Raw genomic sequence first — 19,713 nt, forward strand, 5'->3', positions numbered from 1 at the left:
AGGCGATCGACACGGGCGGCGGCACGGAGCCGAGCTGCCACTTGATCGCGATCCAGGTGGTGCCCCAGATCAGCACGGTGACCGCCGGCGGCGCACGCGCCATCGGACACCACGCCGCTGCGCATCGTGATCGTCGACGACAACCGCGACTCGGCCGACACGCTCGCCGTGCTGCTCAAGGTGAAGGGGCATGCGCCGCGCGTCGCGTACAACGCAGGCGATGCGCTGGCGCTCGCCCGCGACTACGCGCCGCAACTGATGATCCTCGACCTGACGATGCCCGACGTCGACGGCTTCACGCTGCTGCACGAACTGCGCGCGATCGACGCGCTGCGCGACACGACCTGCGTCGCGCTGTCCGGCCACGCGCGCGCGTCCGACCTCGCACGCACCGAACGCGAGGGCTTCGACGCGCACCTCGTGAAACCCGTCGAGATCAACGTGCTCGACGCACTGCTGCAGCGTGTCGCACGCGGGATTCGGCGTCCGTCGTAACGCCCGTGCTCGAACTGCCGCACGGCTCGCCGTGGCGCGGCATTGCATTCAATGCGGCAACCCGAACGCGGCCTTCAGGCTCGCGACGATCATCTGCATCGCGATCGCCGCGAGGATCATCCCCATCAGGCGCTGGGTCACCGCCGTCACGCGCGGCGACAGGTAATGCCCGATCAGCGGCGCGGACAGCAACGAAACGGCCAGCAGCACGAGAAACGCGGCGAGCCCGAGCGCGAACGCGAGTTCCTGTCCGGTCGAGAACGCGCTGTGCCCGAGCACGATCATCGTCGCGATCGTGCCGGGGCCGACGAGCAGCGGGATCGTCAGCGGATAGATCGCGACGCTCTCGGCCGCCGCCGGGTCGGCGCCTTCGTCCTCGCCCGGCGAATGCTGGCGGCTCGGCGCGCCGTGCAGCATCGACAGCGCGATCAGCAGCACCAGCAACCCGCCCGCGAGGCGGAAATCGTCGATCGTCAGGCCGAATACGTGCAGGATCGCGCCGCCCGCGACGGCCGACACGATGCAGCCGACCGTCACGCCGATCGCGGCCGTCAGCGCGACCTTGCAGCGCACGCCGTCCGCCGCGCCTTCGGTCAGCGACAGGAACACCGGGATGTTCGCGATCGGGTTCATGATCGCGAACAGCGCCGCGAACACCTTGATCGAAAAGGTCAGGTCGAAGGCCACAGGTTCGCTCCCGTCTCACGCGTCGGTTCGCATGCCCAATCGCACGCAGGTTCCACTTCGTTTCCGGTGCACGGCGCGCGCCATGCTGCTACGATCGACGCACCGCGTTCACGCACGGAGGGCCCCGACCGATGCAAGCCACCGACACCTTCATGGATCACGAGATTCGCGTCGAGGCGACGCGCAACGCGAACGGCGCGTGGGTCGCGCAGGTGCGGATCTTCCGCGACGGCGCGCCGGTCGACCTGCCCGCGCCCGAACTCGTCACGCCCGAATGGCTCACGTGCGACGAAGCGCTGCGCGGCGGCATCGACCAGGGCCGCGTGATCGTCAAGACACGCGACCGCTAACGTCGCGCGGTTCGTCGCCGCATCGTCGGCGGGCAGCGCGCCGCGCGTTTCACGCATCGAAATCGAGATCGCCGATCAGGATTTCGCGGTCGCGCTGGGTCCGTGAGCTGAAGTCGACCGGCAATTCCATCTGCCAGCGTTCGATCGTGACCGGCAGCGCCGCGAGATAGCGGTCGAAGCGGCTGCGGTCGGGCTCGGCCAGCAACGCAGCGATCGCGTCGTCGTGCCACGCGAGCCGCGCGTTCAACCGGTTCGGCAGCCCGACCGTCGACGTGAGGCCGATCACGTCCACGCAGGTCGGACTCCCCTGCCCGTCGTGCGGCACGACTTCCACGCGCACTTCACCAGGCTGATACAGGCCGAGCACGCGCGCCGCGATGCGCGGCGCAAACTCGGTTTCGAAACGTGCACGGATTTCAGGACTCATCTTGCCTCCGGGTTCGAATCATGTCGTCACGCGGCTGTCATGCGGCTGCAATCTGCCGCTCGAATGCCGCTTCTGCCTTCAGGCTGTCGAGATCGCGGCCGATCGTCGCGACCGCGAGCCGCGTGTCGCCGCGCCAGTACGCGATCGCGCAGTCGTGTGCGCCGAGGTCGCCGTCGATCTCGACGCGATCCCATTGCTCCGCATGCCCGACGTAGTTGATCGTCAGGTCGTAATGCTGGCTCCAGAAGAACGGCACCGCGTCGAACGGGCGCTGCTGGCCAAGCATGTTGCGCGCCGCGACGATGCCCTGCCGCTCGGCGACGACCCAGTGCTCGACGCGAATGCGCTCGCCCGTCAGCGGATCGGGCCAGCGCGCGATGTCGCCGGCCGCGTAGATGCCGGGCACACTCGTCTGAAGGAAGCGGTCGACCGTCACGCCGCGCTCGACGGCCAGCCCCGCTTCCTGCGCGAGCGCGACGTTCGGGTGCACGCCGATGCCGACCACCACGACGTCGGCCGGCAGCACGTCGCCGGTCGACAGCGTCACGCTGTCCGGCGTGATCCGCGCCGGCGTCGCGCCGAGATGGAACACGACGCCGTGCGATTCGTGCAGGGCCTTGATCGTGTCGCCGAGCGCTTCGCCGAGCACGCGTGCCATCGGATGCGCATCGGGCGCGACGACCTGCACGTCGAGCCCGCGCGTGCGCAACGCGGCGGCCGCTTCGAGCCCGATGAAGCTCGCGCCGACCACCACGCAGCGGCGGGCCGTTTTCAGCTTGTCGATCAGCGCGTCGCAATCGGCACGCGAGCGCAGCACGCACACGTGCGGCAGATCCGCGCCCGGCACGCTCAGCCGGTTCGGCTCGGCGCCCGTTGCCAGCAGCAGCGCGCCGTACCCGACACGGCTGCCGTCGGCCAGTTCGACCGCCTGCCGCGCAGGGTCGATCCGCGCGACACGCGTGCCGCACCGCACGTCGATCCGGTGGTCGGTATAGAACGACGGCGCACGCAGCGGCAGCCAGTCGGCGTCGGCCGTGCCGGCGAGATAGTCTTTCGACAGGTTCGGCCGGTCGTACGGCGGATCGGCATCGGCGGTGAGCATCGTGACGGGATGCGGATAACCCGCCTGCCGCAGCGTCACGGCGGCCGCGATCGCAGCGGCGCCTCCGCCGACGATCACCACCGACGCAGGCAGCCCGGCCGCATTCAGCGTGGGAGGCGCGGCGGCCGGCCGCGCATCGAGCACGACGGCACGGCCGTCGCGGCGTTCGACGCGCCAGCACGGGAGCCCGTCGAGCGCCGGTGCGCGCAGCAGTGCGCCCGTGCGCAGGCAGAACGCCGCGTGATGCCATGGGCAGTGGATCGTGTCGCCCTCCAGCAGGCCGTCGGCCAATGGCGCGCCGTAGTGCGGGCACTGCGCGCCCACGGCAAACAGTTCGTCGGCGCGGCGCACGAGCAGCACCGCGGTATCGCCGACATGGCCCTCGATCATCGCGCCGTCGGCGAGATCGTCGAGCGCGATGCCCTGCGTGAGGTCGGGGCGTGACGACGAAGCGTCGCTTCCAGTCATGACGTGGCTCCCGGAAAGTCAGGTAACGATCCCATTATCGACATCCCATTTGAAAAGAACAGGTACAGACGCCTCCGCAGCGCACGCAAACACCGACTGTAGCTTGTACGCGAGCCATGACGGGCGTAGAACGTCATCAACGTTGCGGCGCAACACACCCGTTGCCTGTGAGGGCACGTCGCGCGTCCTGCGCAATCCGCGTGCCACATTCCCCCCTTCACCAGGAGTGCTACCCGATGGCCACCGTCCTGTGCGTGCTCTACCCCGATCCGGTCGACGGCTACCCGCCGCGCTACGTGCGCGATGCGATTCCGGTCATCACGCACTACGCGGACGGGCAAACCGCGCCGACGCCCGCCGGCCCGCTCGGCTTCCGGCCCGGCGAACTCGTCGGCTCGGTGTCCGGCGCGCTCGGGTTACGCGGCTATCTGGAGGCGCACGGCCACACGCTGATCGTCACGAGCGACAAGGACGGCCCCGATTCCGAATTCGAGCGCCGGCTGCCCGAAGCAGACGTGGTGATCTCGCAGCCGTTCTGGCCCGCGTACCTGACGGCCGAACGGATCGCCCGCGCGCCGAAGCTGAAGCTCGCGTTGACGGCCGGCATCGGCTCCGATCACGTCGATCTCGACGCCGCCGCGCGCGCGCATGTCACCGTCGCCGAAGTCACCGGCTCGAACAGCATCAGCGTGGCCGAGCACGTGGTGATGACGACGCTCGCGCTGGTGCGCAACTACTTGCCGTCGCATGCGATCGCGCAGCAAGGCGGCTGGAACATCGCCGATTGCGTGTCGCGCAGCTACGACGTCGAGGGCATGCATTTCGGCACGGTCGGCGCGGGGCGCATCGGGCTCGCCGTGCTGCGCCGGCTGAAGCCGTTCGGCCTGCAGCTGCACTACACGCAGCGCCACCGGCTCGACGCGTCGGTCGAGCAGGAACTCGCGCTCACGTATCACGCCGATGCCGCGTCGCTCGCGAGCGCCGTCGACATCGTCAACCTGCAGATTCCGCTTTACCCGTCGACGGAGCACCTGTTCGACGCGGCGATGATCGCGCGCATGAAGCGCGGCGCGTACCTGATCAACACCGCCCGCGCGAAGCTGGTCGACCGCGACGCGGTCGTGAATGCGGTCACGTCCGGGCATCTCGCGGGCTACGGCGGCGACGTGTGGTTTCCCCAGCCGGCGCCGGCCGATCACCCGTGGCGCGCGATGCCGTTCAACGGGATGACTCCGCACATCTCCGGCACGTCGCTGTCCGCGCAAGCACGCTATGCGGCCGGCACGCTGGAGATCCTGCAGTGCTGGTTCGACGGCAAGCCGATCCGCAACGAATACCTGATCGTCGACGGCGGCACGCTCGCGGGAACGGGCGCGCAGTCGTACCGGCTGACGTGACGCCACGCGCCGCGCCCGACGCGCGGCGGTACGGTCAGTCGACGCAGTAGGCGGCGAGCTTGCCGACGGTCACGACCGCCTGCTCGATCTCCGGCGACCACGGGCTGCTGTAGTTGAGGCGGATGAAATTCCGGTAGCTGTCCGCGATCGAGAACATGTAGCCGGGCCCGATCGTGATGCCCTGCTCCAGCGCGAGCTGGTACAGCCGCATCGCATCGACCTGCACGGGCAACTCGACCCACAGCACGTAACCACCCGCCGGGCTCGAGATGCGCGTGCCTTCCGGGAAGAACCGCGACACCATCGTGCGCATCAGGTTCGCCTGCTGCGCATACGCCTTGCGAATCCGCCGCAGGTGATGCTCGTAGCCGTCGCGTTCGAGAAACTCCGCGATCGCGAGCTGCGGCAGCGACGGCGTCGCGAGCGTGTTCAGAAATTTCAGCTTCTCGACCTGCTCGCGATAGCGGCCCGGCAGCGCCCAGCCGATCCGGTACGCGGCCGTCAGGCTCTTCGAGAACGACGAGCAATGCAGCACGATGTCGTGGCGGTCGAACGACTTCAGCGTGCTCGGATGCATGTTGCCGAAGTACAGTTCGTTGTACACGCCATTCTCGATGACAGGCAGGTCGGCTTTCGCGGCGAACTCGACCAGTTCGCGCTTGCGCTCGTCGGGCATCTGGAAGCCGAGCGGGTTCTGGAAGTTCGGCATCACCATGCACGCGGCAATCGGCTGCGACTTCGCGATCGCGGCCAGCGCCGCGATGTCGATTCCGTATTCCGGATGCGTCGCCACCTCGATCGCCTTCATCCCCATCCGCTCGATCGCGTGCAGCATCGCGTAGAACGTCGGTGACTCCACCGCGATCGTGTCGCCCGGCTTCGCCACCGCCTGCAGGCACAGGTTGATCGCCTCCGTCGCACCGACCGTCACGATGATCTCGTTCGGGTCCACCGACATCCCGTTTTCCAGGTAGCGCCGTGCGATCTGACGGATCAGCCGCGGATGCCCGGGCGGCAATCCGTCCGTCACGCCCCACAGCGACTTGTCGCGGCCGGCCGCATACGCATAGCGGTTCAGCTTCTCGAACGGGAACAGGCTCGGATCCGGGTACGGCGAGCCGAGCGGCACTGCGTCGTCGGTGCCGATCGAGCGCAGCGTCGACAGCACGAGCCGGCTCACGTCGACCGACGACGAGATCGCGATCGGCTTCGACGGCCGCAGCTCGCGCACCGGCGCATGGCCGTCGTCGCGCCGCAGGTTCACGAAATAGCCGGACTGCGGGCGGCTTTCGAGCAGCCCGCGGCTTTCCAGCAGCAGATACGCGTGCAGCACGGTCGTGATGCTGATCCGGTGCTGCTGGCTTGCCTGCCGCACCGACGGCACACGATCGCCGTGTCGATATACGCCTTGCCGGATGAGTCTCTCTACGTCGTTTGCAAACTTCTCGTAGAGCTTCATCCGCCTCGCCCCGCCAGCGATGAACCGGCCTGCGCTGCACGGGCGGCATGGCCGCGCCGGTGCACGAAGCCGGATAGCCGTGCCCGGGCGCGGGGGTCCCGGTTCGAACCTCGTCCGTTATCGAAATTGAAGGCGGATAGCAACGCGAATCTCATCTAGACAAGGTTCGGCATCCTACTGCGTCATTTCGACGAATGTAAGTGACAGTTTGGCGAGGAAACGCCAAATCCGGCCGGCGTGGTGAACAGATTCGAACGCGACGGCACGGCCCGGCGCGGGGCCATTCACCGGGCTCCATGCAGGAGCACGTGCTCGCGTATTGCCGCCGGCCGACGGGCGGCCATCACGCGAAGCCCGGTCATGCGCGGGCCTCGCGTGTGATCAAGCGTCGTCGACGTTGTCCGCGTAGTGGTCGATCGCGACCTTGCACTCGTCGAACACCACCGTCAGCCACGCGACGTCGTTCGACTCGACCCACTTGCGGATCTGCAGGAATTGCCCGGTGCCGAGATCGGCGACGCGGGCCGGATCGGCGGTCGTCACGTCGACGGTCGCGATCGCGCGCTTGCCGCTGCCGGGCAGCGGCGTCAACGTCGCCGCGATGTCGAAGCGCCGGTACGATTGATCGATGCGCATGCGGTTCTCCCGAAGCAGGCCGAAAGGAAGTGTCTCAATCGAGCGTCTGGCGGAACACCTTGCCGCCGAATCCCGTCACGACGTTGTCGACCGAGAACGGCGTGTCCTCCTTCGCTTCGAGGATGACCGCGACGCTGCCGGGCACGAGCCGCGCCGCAATCGTCTCGACGAACGTGCCGTCGAGCAGCGCGTTGCCGGCCGCTTCCGCGAGAATGCCGGCCCCCGCGCCGGCCGCCATGCCGGTGACCACGCCGAGCGGCCCGGCGAGCAGACCGAGCAACCCGCCTGCGATCGCGCCGATCACGCCACCCTTGAACGGACGCGATTCGGCATCGAGCACCGCGAGCTTGCCGGTCGCGTCCTTCTCGACGACGACACCGTTCTCGATGTGGAATCCCTCATGCTTGTCCGACAGCGCCTCGAAATCGCTCGCGGCCCGACGGGCCGTGTCGACGCTGCCGAACACGGCGACGATCAGTTGCCTGGTCATTCGATACCTCGCCCGGTTGGTTGGTTGGTTTGATCAGTTTGCCCGCTTTGGCCGGTTACAGCCGCCGCACCGCACGCGGCACGCCGCCCGCTCCTCACCTGCGCGCATGCACATCGTCCTCGACATCGTCGACGTCCGCCGGAAAGCGATGCTGGCCGAAACTCAGGATCAGCACGCCCACCGCGAGCAGCACGATTCCGAACGTCGTCATCAGCATCCGCTCGGGGCTGTCGGTCGCCCCGCGCAGGATCAGGTCGCGCGCGAGTGACGTCATCGCAATGAACAGCGGAAACCGCACGGGCAGCCGGCCGAGCCGCAGGTAGCGCACGTCCATCGCGAGCACTTCCAGGTACAGGAACATCAGCAGCAGGTCGGTCAGCGACACTTCGCCCGCCAGCACGACCTTCCACGCTTCCTGCGCCATCGCGAACGCGGTCGCGAGCCCGATCACGATCAGCCCGGCCAGCTCGGCCGCGTGAAGGAAATGGCCGAAGCGGCGGCGAATGCGCTCGGCCGGCGAGCTGGGAACAGTGGTCGTATTCAAGGTGACAGTCGCGTTGAGGAAACTTGAACGGCGCCGGGTGGCGGGAACGCCGCGTCGCGCGCGGCAGCATGCACGGCCCCGCTATCGGCCGCGTCGGGCGCGTCGGGCGCATCCGGCACCGCCGGCGCGTGCGGGCCGGCCGCGCCGATCGCCTGCTCGACCGCGGACAGCGTCCGGCGGCAGCACACGTGGAACGCGACGCCCGCATCGGAGCAGGCCACGTCGTCGTGCTCGCGGCACAGCAGCAGGCGACAGCCGAGATACCGTTCGAGGCAGTCGATCCGTTCGCTCACCTGCGCTTCGTCGAGCCGCAGTTCGGACGCCGCGCCGGACAGGCCGCCACGCTCGACCACCGCGACATACACACGCATCGCTTCCAGCAGGTTCATGATGACGCTCCTCGTCGGCGGGCGCAGCGGAACCTAATCTACTGCACGCGCCGCGCACGCTCAAGAGCACAGCGCCGCGCACGCCAGGAGTACAGCTGCGCGCGCGCCGCCCGAAAACCGGCCCTGTTTGACGCATTCGCATGACAGTTCGGCGATACGGGTTCCAAAGCCCCGCCGAAGCTGCTAGATTGCTTGCTCGACGACGTTACGCGGTGCGGGCCGGTCACGCGCCGCGCGGCCGGCCGCCACCGCCGCGGCCCGTTGCGCGAGGCACGCGCGACGTCCTTCATCCGCATGACACCAAGAGAACAGTCGCATGACACAGTTCAACCGTTCGCCTTCGCGCGCCACGGCCCGCCCGTCCCGACATGACTGACCGGCAGCCCACGATGCAGACACCTCCCCCGCTCTCCCAGGCCGTTCACAGCCCGATCACGCGCAGCGCGATCTTCCTCGTGGCGACGATCAATCCCGGCGCCGATCACGCCGACACGATCCGTTCGTGGTGCGGCGACATCGCCGCGCTCGTGCGCTCGGTCGGCAAGCGCGTGCCGGGCGGCAACCTCACCTGCGTGTGCGGCTTCGGCGCCGACGCATGGGACGCGCTGTTCGGCGACCCGCGCCCCGCCGCGCTGCATCCGTTCCGCGAGTTCGGCGCGGGGCAGCGCGCCGCGGTCGCGACGCCGGGCGACATCCTGCTGCACATCCGCGCGGAAGCGATGGACCTGTGCTTCGAACTCGCGACGCAGCTGCTCGGCGCGCTGGGCGATGCCGTCACGGTGGTCGACGAGGTGCACGGCTTCCGCAATTTCGACCAGCGCGCGATGATCGGCTTCGTCGACGGCACCGAGAACCCGGAAGGCCGCGAGGCGGTCGACTTCACGGTGATCGGCGACGAAGACGCGGAATTCGCTGGCGGCAGCTACGTGATCGTGCAGAAGTACCTGCACGACATGGCCGGCTGGAACGCGCTCGCGGTCGAGACGCAGGAGCGCATCATCGGCCGCACCAAATTGTCGGACATCGAACTCGCGCCGGACGTGAAGCCGTCCTGCTCGCACAGCTCGCTGACCACACTCGACGAGAACGGCCAGGAAGTGAAGATCCTGCGCGACAACATGCCGTTCGGGCGCCCGGGCGCGGGCGAATTCGGCACCTATTTCATCGGCTACGCGCGCTCGCCGGCGCCGATCGAGCAGATGCTCGAGAACATGTTCGTCGGCCGCCCGCCCGGCAACTACGACCGCCTGCTCGACTACAGCCGCGCGGTCACCGGCTCGCTGTTCTTCGTGCCGTCCGCCGACCTGCTCGAAGCGCTCGCCGATCGCGCGGCGCCGGCCGCCGACGCCGCGCAGCCGGAAGCGTCGCCGTCCGCGCCGCATCGCGACGGTTCGCTGAAAATCGGCTCGCTGAAAGGCATCCCGTCGTAACGCAGGGTACCGATGGCCGTCCGGCGCGCGACCGCGCGCCGGGCGTGTCGGGAACCGCCTCTGTTCAGTCGGCCGGAGCGCGCGTACAGCGCTGCGCAACAGCCCCCCACCGCGCCACCGCTTATGGGCAGTGACGCGCGCAGGCTTGCATTCCCGGCACGCCGGCCACGCGACTCAACCCACCAGAATATAGAGCCAGTTCTTCGGCAACGCCCCGCCCGGGCCGTTGCTGCATGCCAGCAGCCGTTCGCCGGATTGGGGGTGCGTGATGCCGGTACGGAACGTCTCGATGGCCTTGCGCTCCAGACGGTCGAACGCGTTCCCGACCAGGTTGTGCGCTTCGAGATAGATCGGGGCCATCAGCTTGAAGTCAGGCTTGGTGGCGCGATGTTTCGCCAGCCGGGTGTACAGGTCGCTGGTGATGCCGATATAGAACTTGCTGTACTCCGGCTTCGCGGCAAACGCGTTCAATACCTGCCGCAAATGCCCGATCACATCCTCGTGATTGATGACGCCCGTCTTCAGCATGTATTTGTCTTCGGGCGAGACGAGTTGCAATGCCATGAACGACCTCCACTTGTTGTGAAGCATCAATAGGCTGCGTCTATGATTCATCCGGGCCCGGCTCCGACGACCGCCCAACCCCTGCTGGCAGAAACCCGGCTGGATGAATGTTCGTAAGAATGCACGACTCGCGACAGGACGTCGACGGGAATTGATTCCGCACAGCGTCGAACGCGGCCCGGGCGACGGTGCCGCCGGCACGCCCCGGGTATCGCGGCAATCCAGTCGCGGCATTCCGTGTTCGCCCACACCCGCACCGCACGAATTGCATCACAGTTGCGCGACCGCACGGTGTCGTTTCGATTTGTGCTGCAGCGGTGTCGATCGAGCCTGCTAATATTCATTTTCGTCCGCGATCGGCAGGCTGGCATCACGCACAGCCCGTCAGCCGATCGGCCCGCCATCAAGTGTTTCCGCTGACGTGAGGCAATCCAAATCCATGAATAACCTGCACCGCGAACTCGCCCCGATCTCGTCTTCCGCCTGGGAACAAATCGAGGAGGAAGTGGCACGCACGTTCAAACGATCGGTGGCCGGCCGCCGCGTCGTCGATGTCGACGGCCCCGAAGGCCCCGAGCTGTCGGCCGTCGGCACCGGGCACCTGGTCGCCGTCGACGCGCCCCGCGAGCACGTGAACGCGCGGCTGCGCGAAGTCCGCACGATCGTCGAGCTGACGGTGCCGTTCGAGTTGAGCCGCGATGCGATCGACAGCGTCGAGCGCGGCGCGCGCGATGCCGACTGGCAACCGGCGAAGGACGCCGCGCAGCGGCTCGCGTTCGCCGAAGACAACGCGATCTTCGACGGCTACCGGGCCGCCGGCATCGTCGGCATCCGCGAAGGCACGTCGAACCGCAAGCTCACGCTGCCGGCGGACGTCAGCGCGTATCCCGACGCGATCAGCGATGCGCTCGAGGCGCTCCGCCTGGCCGGCGTCGACGGCCCGTATTCGGTGGTGCTCGGCTCGGATGCGTACACGGCGCTCAGCGAGGCGCGCGACCAGGGTTATCCGGTCCTCGGCCATATCAAACGGATCGTCAGCGGCGAGATCATCTGGGCGCCGGCGATCAGCGGCGGCTGCGTGCTGTCCACGCGCGGCGGCGATTACGAGCTGCATCTCGGGGAAGACGTATCGATCGGCTACACGAGCCATACCGACAAGGTCGTCCGCCTGTACCTGCGCGAAACGTTCACGTTCCTGATGCTGACGAGCGAAGCATCGGTGGCCGTCGCACCGCAGGGCAACCCAACGGCCTGACCTCGGCTGTCCGCGCGATGCCCGCCGGGCGTCGCGCGCGGCCGGCCGCACCGCCGGCCGCATGTTCGTCGCCGATCGAACCCACTTTGCATGGAGTGTGTGATGAGCGAGTCGAATGAGGCATTACAGGCGCTGCAGGCGTCGGTCGACCAGTTGAAGAAGGCGGTCGACGCGAACGCGAGCCGCCAGGCCGGCGACACCGCCGTGCTGTTCACCGTCCTGTCGCTGGTCCTGGCCGAGTTGCCGCCCGACACGCGCAACCTGATCGAGGATTCGTTCTCCGTCTGGGCCAATGGCCTGCCGGATGCAGCACTGTCAACGGACGTGAAGCAGATCGCCCGACAACGGCTCGCGATGACCCTCCCGGACTGACCGCGGCACGCCGCGGTTGCGCCCTGTCCGGTCCGGACCGTGCAACCCGCCTGCTCCTTCGGCCGCCACGCACGCATCGTCCGCGGTGCGCGCATGGTTGCATCCGGCCGCTCGCCGCACGTCCCCCGTGCGGCGCTTCCGTCGCGCCCGACCACCCGCGGCGCCCTCCATCCACCTGCCACCGGCGCCCTGCGCGCCCATGTCGCACCGCGCCCCGTTCGCGTGGCGCCCGCCCCGCTTTCCGGTCACCGCGCGTTACGCGTGCCGCGCACGCCCGCGCCGCCGTGCATCCGCCCGTCTGTGCTCCTCTTCGCCCGTGCGCGCCCGCATCCGAGGGTGCAATTCGCAGCCGGGCCGGCGCGGAACTGTGTCTTGGATGGCCTCCGCCGATTCGCTATTTTGAACGCAGTCGAAGCGATGCCGTGGGCTCCTCCCGGCACGCACGCCTGCCGTCCTGACCGCGACCGCGCACGACGCCGGCGCGCACTGCGCGACAGCCCGGGCACGGCCCGCGCGCCGCCGTGCCGCCCTGCTTCATGTCGTGCGTTCGCGGTCGGGCCGCGCAAGCGCCGCACCGCATCGGGACTTCACCCTTCGACCCACTTTCACCGACAGGAGCCAGACCACCATGCCCGCACTTTGCGATATCTGCCACGCCCGGCCGGCCGTCGCGCGCGCAACCGTGATGCAGGACGGCGAGCGCAAGACCATCTCGATCTGCGACTACCACTTCCGTCAGCTGATGCGGCATCAAAGCATGCTGAACCCGTTCGATTCGCTGCTGGGCGGCGGCTCGTCGTCGCTGTTCGGCGGGCTCGGTGACGAATCGCCGCTTGCCGCCGAAGTCCCGCGCGAATCGGTCGACCCGACCGACGCGTTCAGCGAGCAGACGCTGGAACTGCTGCAGCGCGCGGCCGAGAAGGCGCACGAGCTGCGCCGCAGCGAGCTCGATTCCGAACACCTGCTTTACGCGCTCGCGGACACCGATGTGTGCGCCGCGCTGCTGAAGGAACTGAAGCTGTCGCCGCAGGACATCCGGTCGTACATCGACGAGCACGCGCACACCGGCACGGCCGACCCCGATGCGCCGCTCGACAAGCTGTCGATCTCGCCGCGCGTGAAGAAGGCCGTGCAGTACGCGTTCCAGGCGTCGCGCGATCTCGGCCATTCGTACATCGGCCCCGAGCACCTGCTGATCGGGCTCGCGTCGGTGCCGGACAGCGTCGCCGGCACGCTGCTGAAGAAATACGGCGTGACGCCCGAGGCGTTGCGCCAGAAAGTCGTGAAGGTCGTCGGCAAGGGGGCCGAGGACGGCCGCGTCGATGCGCCGACCGGCACGCCGAACCTCGACAAGTTCGGCCGCGACCTCACCGCGATCGCGCGCCAGGGCAAGCTCGACCCGGTGCTCGGCCGCGCGCAGGAAATCGAGAGCACGATCGAGGTGCTCGCGCGCCGCAAGAAGAACAACCCGGTGCTGATCGGCGAGCCGGGCGTCGGCAAGACGGCGATCGTCGAAGGGCTCGCGCAGCGGATCGTCAACGGCGACGTGCCCGAGGTGCTGCGCGACAAGCGGCTCGTCGAAGTCAACATCAACTCGATGGTGGCAGGCGCCAAGTATCGCGGCGAGTTCGAGGAGCGCGCGAAGCAGTTGATCGACGAAGTCACGGCGAAGCAGGACGAACTGATCCTGTTCATCGACGAGCTGCATACGATCGTCGGCGCGGGCCAGGGCGGCGGCGAAGGCGGCCTCGACATCGCGAACGTGCTGAAGCCCGCGCTCGCGCGCGGCGAGCTGAGCCTGATCGGCGCGACGACGCTCAACGAATACCAGAAGTACATCGAGAAGGACGCCGCGCTCGAGCGGCGCTTCCAGCCGGTGTTCGTGCCGGAGCCGAGCGTCGAGCAGACGATCGTGATCCTGCGCGGGCTGCGCGACAGCCTCGAGGCGCATCACCAGGTGACGTTCGCCGACGACGCGTTCGTCGCGGCCGCGGAATTCGCCGACCGCTACATCACGTCGCGCTTCCTCCCCGACAAGGCGATCGACCTGATCGACCAGGCCGCCGCACGCGTGCGGATCGGCGCGACGTCGCGCCCGGTCGACATTCAGGAAGGCGAAGCGCAGATCGCGCAACTGAAGCGCGAGCAGGACTACGCAACCTCGCGCAAGCGCTTCGACGAAGCGAAGCAGTTCGAGGAGCAGATCAACGCGAAGCAGAAGGCCGTCGACGAGAAGATGGAGGCGTGGCAGCGCAAGACGGGCTCCGAGACGCTCGAGGTGACGGTCGAATCCGTGGCCGAGGTCGTGTCGCGCCTGACCGGCATCCCCGTGTCCGAACTCACGCAGGAAGAACGCCAGAAGCTGCTGAAGATGGAAGAGCAGCTGCGCGAGCGCGTGGTCGGCCAGAGCGACGCGGTAGTGGCCGTCAGCGATGCCGTGCGGCTGTCGCGCGCGGGGCTCGGCCAGACGCACCGGCCGATCGCGACGTTCCTGTTCCTCGGGCCGACGGGCGTCGGCAAGACCGAGCTCGCGAAGGCGCTCGCCGAGACCGTGTTCGGCGACGAGCAGGCGATCATCCGCATCGACATGTCCGAGTACATGGAGCGGCACGCGGTCGCGCGGCTGATCGGCGCGCCGCCCGGCTACGTCGGCTACGACGAAGGCGGCCAGCTCACCGAGCGCGTGCGGCGCCGCCCGTACAGCGTGATCCTGCTCGACGAGATCGAGAAGGCGCACCCGGACGTGTACAACGTGCTGCTGCAGGTGTTCGACGACGGCCGCCTGACCGACGGCAAGGGCCGCGTGGTCGACTTCAGCAACACGATCATCATCGCGACGAGCAACCTCGGCGCCGCGATCATCATGGACAACCTCACGCAGCCGGAAGCCGCGCGCAAGACCGACAAGGCGGTCCGCGAGGAACTGATGCAGGTGCTGAAGAGCCATTTCCGCCCCGAGTTCCTGAACCGCATCGACGAGGTGATCGTCTTCCACGCGCTGTCGAAGGAGAACATCCGCTCGATCGTGCAGATCCAGCTCGACCGCGTGATCCGCACGGCCGCCGCGCAGGACATCACGCTCGTGATGGGCGATTCGCTCGTCGAGCACCTGACCGAAGCCGGCTACCAGCCGGAGTTCGGCGCGCGCGAGCTGAAGCGCCAGATCCGCCAGACCATCGAGACGCGGCTCGCCAAGGAGATCCTCGCCGACCGGCTGAAGTCGGGCGACAAGTGCGAGGTCGACTACGACAAGGACAGCGACGAAGTGAAGTTCAACAAGCTCGCCGCACCTGAAGCGAAGGAAGCGAAGGACGCCGACGGCAAGGCCAAGCCCAACGGCCGGGCCGCCAAGGCGGCAACAGACGCGAAACCGGACGACACGCCCGCCGACGCCCCGCCGCCCGCGGCGAAACCCGGCAAGAAGTCGTCCGGCGCGAAGAAGGACGCACACTAAAACAACGCATGCCCTGCAACCCGGGGCACGCATGACCGGCTCCGTCCGCCGGACGGAGCCGCCCCACGCCGCGACACGGCGCAACCGAGCCACCCGCACCGGGCCCGGCTATTGGAGATTCACCATGACAAATCGACGCGAAGTGCCAGGCATCAGGAAGTACGACGGGCCCGCCGGCGGTTGGGGCGCGCTTCGCGCGACAGCCGACGCGGTGCGCACCCAGATGGAGACCATCGAGGCGCCGATCGTGCTGATGCGGACCAACCAACCCGACGGCTTCGACTGCCCCGGCTGTGCGTGGCCCGACAAGGAACACAAGTCGACGTTCCAGTTCTGCGAGAACGGCGCGAAGGCCGTCACGTGGGAAGCGACGACCAAGCGCGTGACGCCCGAGTTCTTCGCGGCGAACACCGTGTCGTCGCTGCTGCGCATGTCGGACTACGAACTGGAGAACATGGGCCGGCTCACGCATCCGCTCGTCTACGATCGCGCGACCGACACGTTCCGCGAGATCGCATGGGACGATGCGTTCGCCCGCATCGGCGAAGTGCTGCGCGCGCTGCCGCCGGAGCAGGTCGAGTTCTACACGTCGGGCCGCGCATCGAACGAAGCCGCGTACCTGTACCAGCTGTTCGCGCGCGAGCTCGGCACCAACAACTTCCCCGACTGCTCGAACATGTGCCACGAGCCGACCAGCGTCGGCCTGCCGCAGTCGATCGGCATCGGCAAGGGCACCGTGTCGCTGGAGGATTTCGACCACTGCGAGCTGATCATCTCGATCGGCCACAACCCCGGCACGAACCACCCGCGGATGATGGGCACGCTGCACGAGTGCTCGCGGCGCAACGTGCCGATCATCGTGTTCAACCCGCTGCGCGAGCGCGCGCTCGAACGCTTCGCGGACCCGCAGGACATGATCGAGATGGCGTCGTTCGGCTCGACGCGGATCGCGTCGACGTACTACCAGGTCGACGCCGGCGGCGACGCGGCCGCGCTGAAGGGCATCATGAAGGCGCTGCTGAAGCTCGAAGCCGAGCAAGGCAACGTGCTCGACCGCGATTTCATCGCGCAGCACACCGACGGCTTCGACGCGTTCTCGGCCGACCTCGAGGCCACGTCGTGGGACGACATCGAACGCGCGAGCGGCCTCAGCCAGGCGCAGCTCGAACAGGTCGCGCTCGCGTACGCGAAGTCGAACGCGACGATCGTCACGTACGGGATGGGCGTCACGCAGCACAACAAGGGCACCGCAACCGTGCGCCTGATCGCCGACCTGCTGCTGATGCGCGGCAACATCGGCAAGCCCGGCGCCGGCGTGTGCCCGCTGCGCGGCCATTCGAACGTGCAGGGCAACCGCACGGTCGGCATCACCGAGAAGCCGTCGGCCGAGTTCCTGAAGAAGATCGAGGACGCGTGCGGCTTCACGCCGCCCGCGCATCACGGGCACGACGCGGTGCAGGCGATGCAGGCGATGATCGACGGCACCGCGAAGGCGCTGCTGTGCCTCGGCGGCAACTTCGCGGTCGCGCTGCCCGATCCGGAACAGTCGTTCCCGGCGATGGCGAAGCTCGACCTGAGCGTGCATCTCGGCACGAAGCTGAACCGCTCGCACCTGCTGGTCGCGAAGGAAACCTTCATCCTGCCGGTGCTCGGCCGCACCGAACTCGACATGCAGGCCACCGGCCGCCAGTCGATCACCGTCGAGGATTCGATGTCGATGGTCCACGCGTCGGCCGGCAAGCTCAAGCCGGCGTCCGACCAGCTGCGCTCGGAGCCCGCGATCGTCGCGGGGATCGCGCATGCGACGCTGCCGAACAGCAAGGTCGCATGGCTCGACCTGATCGCCGACTACGACCGCATCCGCGACCTGATCGACCGCACCGTGGACGGCTTCGAGGCGTTCAACGAGCGCATCCGCACGCCGGGCGGCTTCCGGCTGCCGCTGCCGCCCACCGAGCGCGTGTGGCCGACGCCGACCGGCAAGGCGATGTTCTCGGTCTACAAGGGCGTGAAGGAGGATGCCGACGTGCTCGGCGGCGAGCAGGTGCTGCGGCTCATCACGCTGCGCAGCCACGACCAGTACAACACGACGATCTACGGGCTCGACGACCGTTATCGCGGCGTGTTCGGGCGTCGCGACGTGCTGTTCATGAACCCGGCCGATCTTGCGAAGTACGGGCTCGAACACGGCGACGTGGTCGACATCGAGACGATCACCGCATCGGGCCGCACGCTGCGTCTCGAGAAGATCACCGCGATCGAGTACGACATCGCGCCGGGCTCGGTCGGCGCGTACTACCCGGAAGCGAACGTGCTCGTGCCGCTCGACTACATCGACAAGGAAAGCGGCACGCCGTCGTACAAGTCGGTGCCGGTGCACGTCGTGCGCTCGGCGGTGGTCTGATTCGCGGGCAGGCGGGTTCGCGTCGCGGCACGCCGCGCGCCTGAACCCGCCTGCCGCCCCGCGCCCGCCTTTCCCGGCCGCCGCATCGCAACCGATGCGGCGGCCGTTTCATTTCATCGCGCCGAACGACGCCCGGTTTACCGCACCGCCGTCGGCGGCATCGTCGCGCCCGTCTGCCGGCGCCGATACGCGCTGTCGCGCGTCGCGAGCCAGTAGTACAGCGGCGACGTCAGCGCGAGCCCCACGAGCCACGACAGGTCCGCGCCGCCGAGATGCGCGGGAATCGGGCCCGCGTACATCGGCGTGTTCATGAACGGGATCTGCACGAGGATGCCGATCGCATACGCGAGCAGCGCCTGCGGGTTGAAGCGGCCGTAGATCCCGCCGTCGGCCATGAAGATCGACTGGATGTCGTACTTGCCCTTGTGGATCACGTAGAAGTCGATCAGGTTGATCGCCGTCCACGGCACCAGCACGACGAGCAGCGCGAGCACGAGATCGACGAGGTTGCCGACGAAGTTCGTCGACGCGCCGATCGCCGCGTAGCAGCACGCGACGAAGATCACGACCGACACCACCGCACGCGCCTTCGCGGTCGGAATCCATTTATACGCGAACGTCTGCACCGACGTGATGACCGCGAGCACCGCGCCGTACAGGTTCAGCGCGTTGTGGCTGATCACGCTCAGCAGGAACAGCACGAGCATCAGCGGGCCGAGCGGGCCGGTCGCCTGCTTGACCGCATCCATCGTGTCCGCGCCGGCCGGCACCGCGAGCACCGCGACCGCGCCGAAGATGAACGCGAGCGTCGAGCCGATCGTGCAGCCGAGGTAGGTCGCCCAGAACGTCGACGCCACGCCGACGTTTTCCGGCAGATAGCGCGAATAGTCCGACACGTACGGCGCGAACGCGATCTGCCACAACGCCGACAGCGATACCGTCGCGAGCCAGCCCGCGAAGTCGAAGCCGCCGCGCGTCAGGAAATCGTCGGTCGTCACGTGCGAGAGGATCATCCAGAAGCCGACGACGATGCCGATGCCGAGCACCCACGTACCGATCCGGTTCAGGATGTGGATGAACCGGTATCCGACGATCCCGATCAGCCCCGAACCCACCGCGCCGATCACGATGCCGACGGGCACCGGCACCGACGCAGCGATGCCGTGCACCGACTTGCCGGCGAGCACGATGTTCGACGCGAAGAAACCGACGTACATCACGGCCGCGATCACGGTGACGAGCAACGCGCCCCACGAGCCGAACTGCGCGCGGCTCTGGATCATCTGCGGGATGCCCATCTGCGGCCCCTGCGCCGAATGCAGCGCCATCAGCACGCCGCCCACCGCCTGGCCGACGACGATCGCGACGATGCCCCATAGCAGGTTCAGGTGGAACATCTGCACGCCGAGCGCGCCGGTCACGATCGGCAGCGGCGCGATGTTGCCGCCGAACCAGAGCGTGAACAGGTCGCGCACCTTGCCGTGGCGCTCGGCGGGCGGCACGTAGCCGATCGTGTGCTTCTCTATCATCGGGGACGCATTGCGTTCCGCGTTCGTCATGGTGAAGTCTCCTTTCCTGCGCGGCGATGCGCGCGTGCCGTGTCAGCCGGCGCGCGTCGGGGTGCGCGCCTGCAATCGGGTCCGGATACGCGAACGACGACGCACCGCGTGCACGCGCGGCGGAGTCGAACGCAGCGAACGAACCGCTCGCGGGGACGGATGACATGCTCCGCCGGCGCGTGCGCGGCCGCTTCGTGATCGTGGTGATCTTCGCGATCCAGGTTGGAGACG

At 68.1% G+C, this 19,713-nt stretch carries 17 protein-coding genes and 1 pseudogene; 8 read left to right on the top strand and 10 right to left on the bottom strand.

Features of this window, described 5'->3' with window-relative positions:
• Positions 1 to 84: 84 nt before the first annotated feature.
• Positions 85 to 495 (top strand): annotated as a pseudogene (locus ACTJLD_RS35530) (response regulator); the annotation flags it as partial.
• A 48-nt stretch (positions 496 to 543) separates the two neighbouring features.
• On the opposite strand, the gene ACTJLD_RS35535 reads toward ACTJLD_RS35530, so the two are convergent.
• The gene (locus tag ACTJLD_RS35535) at positions 544 to 1,182 is read right to left on the bottom strand and encodes a MarC family protein (RefSeq protein WP_440661082.1); all 639 of its coding nucleotides are present in this window, start codon (positions 1,180 to 1,182) and stop codon (positions 544 to 546) included.
• 131 nt (positions 1,183 to 1,313) lie between these two features.
• Between ACTJLD_RS35535 and ACTJLD_RS35540 the strand changes: the two genes are divergently transcribed.
• Complete coding sequence (locus ACTJLD_RS35540; protein WP_034189953.1) at positions 1,314 to 1,532, top strand: DUF6566 family protein; 219 nt, start codon at positions 1,314 to 1,316, stop codon at positions 1,530 to 1,532.
• A gap of 49 nt (positions 1,533 to 1,581) precedes the next feature.
• On the opposite strand, the gene ACTJLD_RS35545 is transcribed toward ACTJLD_RS35540, so the two are convergent.
• Both ACTJLD_RS35545 and ACTJLD_RS35550 read right to left on the bottom strand, forming a co-directional pair.
• Positions 1,582 to 1,959, bottom strand: a complete 378-nt coding sequence (locus ACTJLD_RS35545) for a DUF5594 family protein (protein WP_060173604.1) — start codon at positions 1,957 to 1,959, stop codon at positions 1,582 to 1,584.
• Positions 1,960 to 1,996: 37 nt separating this feature from the next.
• The gene (locus tag ACTJLD_RS35550; protein WP_440661084.1) at positions 1,997 to 3,529 is read right to left on the bottom strand and encodes an FAD-dependent oxidoreductase; all 1,533 of its coding nucleotides are present in this window, start codon (positions 3,527 to 3,529) and stop codon (positions 1,997 to 1,999) included.
• Positions 3,530 to 3,765: 236 nt separating this feature from the next.
• Here ACTJLD_RS35550 and ACTJLD_RS35555 point away from each other — a divergent pair, with 236 nt between their 5' ends.
• Positions 3,766 to 4,926: an NAD-dependent formate dehydrogenase gene (locus tag ACTJLD_RS35555; RefSeq protein WP_119337953.1), complete on the top strand. Its 1,161-nt coding sequence runs from the start codon at positions 3,766 to 3,768 to the stop codon at positions 4,924 to 4,926.
• A gap of 34 nt (positions 4,927 to 4,960) precedes the next feature.
• Here the strand turns inward: ACTJLD_RS35555 and ACTJLD_RS35560 are convergent, their stop codons facing one another.
• The 5 genes from ACTJLD_RS35560 to ACTJLD_RS35580 form a co-directional block, all read right to left on the bottom strand.
• A complete protein-coding gene (locus tag ACTJLD_RS35560; RefSeq protein ID WP_134319364.1) occupies positions 4,961 to 6,385 on the bottom strand; it encodes an aminotransferase-like domain-containing protein in 1,425 nt (474 codons plus the stop codon).
• 381 nt (positions 6,386 to 6,766) lie between these two features.
• Positions 6,767 to 7,021: a hypothetical protein gene (locus ACTJLD_RS35565; protein WP_124673895.1), complete on the bottom strand. Its 255-nt coding sequence runs from the start codon at positions 7,019 to 7,021 to the stop codon at positions 6,767 to 6,769.
• A gap of 34 nt (positions 7,022 to 7,055) precedes the next feature.
• Positions 7,056 to 7,511, bottom strand: coding sequence for a DUF1269 domain-containing protein (locus ACTJLD_RS35570; RefSeq protein ID WP_027792499.1), 456 nt, complete (start codon positions 7,509 to 7,511; stop codon positions 7,056 to 7,058).
• A 94-nt stretch (positions 7,512 to 7,605) separates the two neighbouring features.
• Positions 7,606 to 8,055, bottom strand: a complete 450-nt coding sequence (locus ACTJLD_RS35575; RefSeq protein ID WP_059682421.1) for a phosphate-starvation-inducible protein PsiE — start codon at positions 8,053 to 8,055, stop codon at positions 7,606 to 7,608.
• The gene (locus ACTJLD_RS35580; protein WP_440661085.1) at positions 8,052 to 8,444 is read right to left on the bottom strand and encodes a LysR family transcriptional regulator; all 393 of its coding nucleotides are present in this window, start codon (positions 8,442 to 8,444) and stop codon (positions 8,052 to 8,054) included. The genes ACTJLD_RS35575 and ACTJLD_RS35580 overlap by 4 nt, the downstream gene beginning before the upstream one ends.
• 368 nt (positions 8,445 to 8,812) lie before the next feature.
• Here ACTJLD_RS35580 and ACTJLD_RS35585 point away from each other — a divergent pair, with 368 nt between their 5' ends.
• A complete protein-coding gene (locus ACTJLD_RS35585) occupies positions 8,813 to 9,874 on the top strand; it encodes a Dyp-type peroxidase (RefSeq protein WP_440661086.1) in 1,062 nt (353 codons plus the stop codon).
• A 174-nt stretch (positions 9,875 to 10,048) separates the two neighbouring features.
• On the opposite strand, the gene ACTJLD_RS35590 is transcribed toward ACTJLD_RS35585, so the two are convergent.
• On the bottom strand, positions 10,049 to 10,438 hold the full coding sequence (locus tag ACTJLD_RS35590) for a GIY-YIG nuclease family protein (RefSeq protein WP_021157953.1): 390 nt from the start codon (positions 10,436 to 10,438) through the stop codon (positions 10,049 to 10,051).
• Positions 10,439 to 10,877: 439 nt separating this feature from the next.
• Between ACTJLD_RS35590 and ACTJLD_RS35595 the strand changes: the two genes are divergently transcribed.
• The 4 genes from ACTJLD_RS35595 to ACTJLD_RS35610 all read left to right on the top strand — a co-directional run bounded on the left by ACTJLD_RS35595 (position 10,878) and on the right by ACTJLD_RS35610 (position 17,923).
• A complete protein-coding gene (locus ACTJLD_RS35595; RefSeq protein WP_021157952.1) occupies positions 10,878 to 11,693 on the top strand; it encodes a family 1 encapsulin nanocompartment shell protein in 816 nt (271 codons plus the stop codon).
• Positions 11,694 to 11,795: 102 nt separating this feature from the next.
• The gene (locus tag ACTJLD_RS35600) at positions 11,796 to 12,065 is read left to right on the top strand and encodes a hypothetical protein (RefSeq protein WP_027792496.1); all 270 of its coding nucleotides are present in this window, start codon (positions 11,796 to 11,798) and stop codon (positions 12,063 to 12,065) included.
• Between the two features lie 628 nt (positions 12,066 to 12,693).
• Positions 12,694 to 15,519 carry an ATP-dependent Clp protease ATP-binding subunit gene (locus ACTJLD_RS35605; RefSeq protein ID WP_440661087.1) on the top strand — a complete coding sequence of 942 codons (2,826 nt, stop codon included), beginning with the start codon at positions 12,694 to 12,696 and terminating at the stop codon, positions 15,517 to 15,519.
• Positions 15,520 to 15,643: 124 nt separating this feature from the next.
• On the top strand, positions 15,644 to 17,923 hold the full coding sequence (locus tag ACTJLD_RS35610) for an FdhF/YdeP family oxidoreductase (RefSeq protein WP_440661088.1): 2,280 nt from the start codon (positions 15,644 to 15,646) through the stop codon (positions 17,921 to 17,923).
• Between the two features lie 137 nt (positions 17,924 to 18,060).
• Here ACTJLD_RS35610 and ACTJLD_RS35615 read toward each other — a convergent pair whose 3' ends face one another.
• The gene (locus ACTJLD_RS35615) at positions 18,061 to 19,482 is read right to left on the bottom strand and encodes a purine-cytosine permease family protein (RefSeq protein ID WP_174393106.1); all 1,422 of its coding nucleotides are present in this window, start codon (positions 19,480 to 19,482) and stop codon (positions 18,061 to 18,063) included.
• Positions 19,483 to 19,713 lie beyond the last annotated feature (231 nt).

Origin of the sequence: Burkholderia sp. 22088, assembly GCF_052045915.1 — a bacterium.
In the GTDB taxonomy this organism is placed as follows: domain Bacteria; phylum Pseudomonadota; class Gammaproteobacteria; order Burkholderiales; family Burkholderiaceae; genus Burkholderia; species Burkholderia cepacia.

Coding starts and splice junctions, on each gene's coding strand:
- ACTJLD_RS35550 (WP_440661084.1), bottom strand. CDS start 3,529: ATGACTGGAAGCGACGCTTCGTCGTCACGCCCCGACCTCACGCAGGGC.
- ACTJLD_RS35570 (WP_027792499.1), bottom strand. CDS start 7,511: ATGACCAGGCAACTGATCGTCGCCGTGTTCGGCAGCGTCGACACGGCC.
- ACTJLD_RS35580 (WP_440661085.1), bottom strand. CDS start 8,444: ATGAACCTGCTGGAAGCGATGCGTGTGTATGTCGCGGTGGTCGAGCGT.
- ACTJLD_RS35560 (WP_134319364.1), bottom strand. CDS start 6,385: ATGAAGCTCTACGAGAAGTTTGCAAACGACGTAGAGAGACTCATCCGG.
- ACTJLD_RS35585 (WP_440661086.1), top strand. CDS start 8,813: ATGACTGACCGGCAGCCCACGATGCAGACACCTCCCCCGCTCTCCCAG.
- ACTJLD_RS35545 (WP_060173604.1), bottom strand. CDS start 1,959: ATGAGTCCTGAAATCCGTGCACGTTTCGAAACCGAGTTTGCGCCGCGC.
- ACTJLD_RS35615 (WP_174393106.1), bottom strand. CDS start 19,482: ATGACGAACGCGGAACGCAATGCGTCCCCGATGATAGAGAAGCACACG.
- ACTJLD_RS35555 (WP_119337953.1), top strand. CDS start 3,766: ATGGCCACCGTCCTGTGCGTGCTCTACCCCGATCCGGTCGACGGCTAC.
- ACTJLD_RS35610 (WP_440661088.1), top strand. CDS start 15,644: ATGACAAATCGACGCGAAGTGCCAGGCATCAGGAAGTACGACGGGCCC.
- ACTJLD_RS35590 (WP_021157953.1), bottom strand. CDS start 10,438: ATGGCATTGCAACTCGTCTCGCCCGAAGACAAATACATGCTGAAGACG.
- ACTJLD_RS35600 (WP_027792496.1), top strand. CDS start 11,796: ATGAGCGAGTCGAATGAGGCATTACAGGCGCTGCAGGCGTCGGTCGAC.
- ACTJLD_RS35565 (WP_124673895.1), bottom strand. CDS start 7,021: ATGCGCATCGATCAATCGTACCGGCGCTTCGACATCGCGGCGACGTTG.
- ACTJLD_RS35595 (WP_021157952.1), top strand. CDS start 10,878: ATGAATAACCTGCACCGCGAACTCGCCCCGATCTCGTCTTCCGCCTGG.
- ACTJLD_RS35540 (WP_034189953.1), top strand. CDS start 1,314: ATGCAAGCCACCGACACCTTCATGGATCACGAGATTCGCGTCGAGGCG.
- ACTJLD_RS35605 (WP_440661087.1), top strand. CDS start 12,694: ATGCCCGCACTTTGCGATATCTGCCACGCCCGGCCGGCCGTCGCGCGC.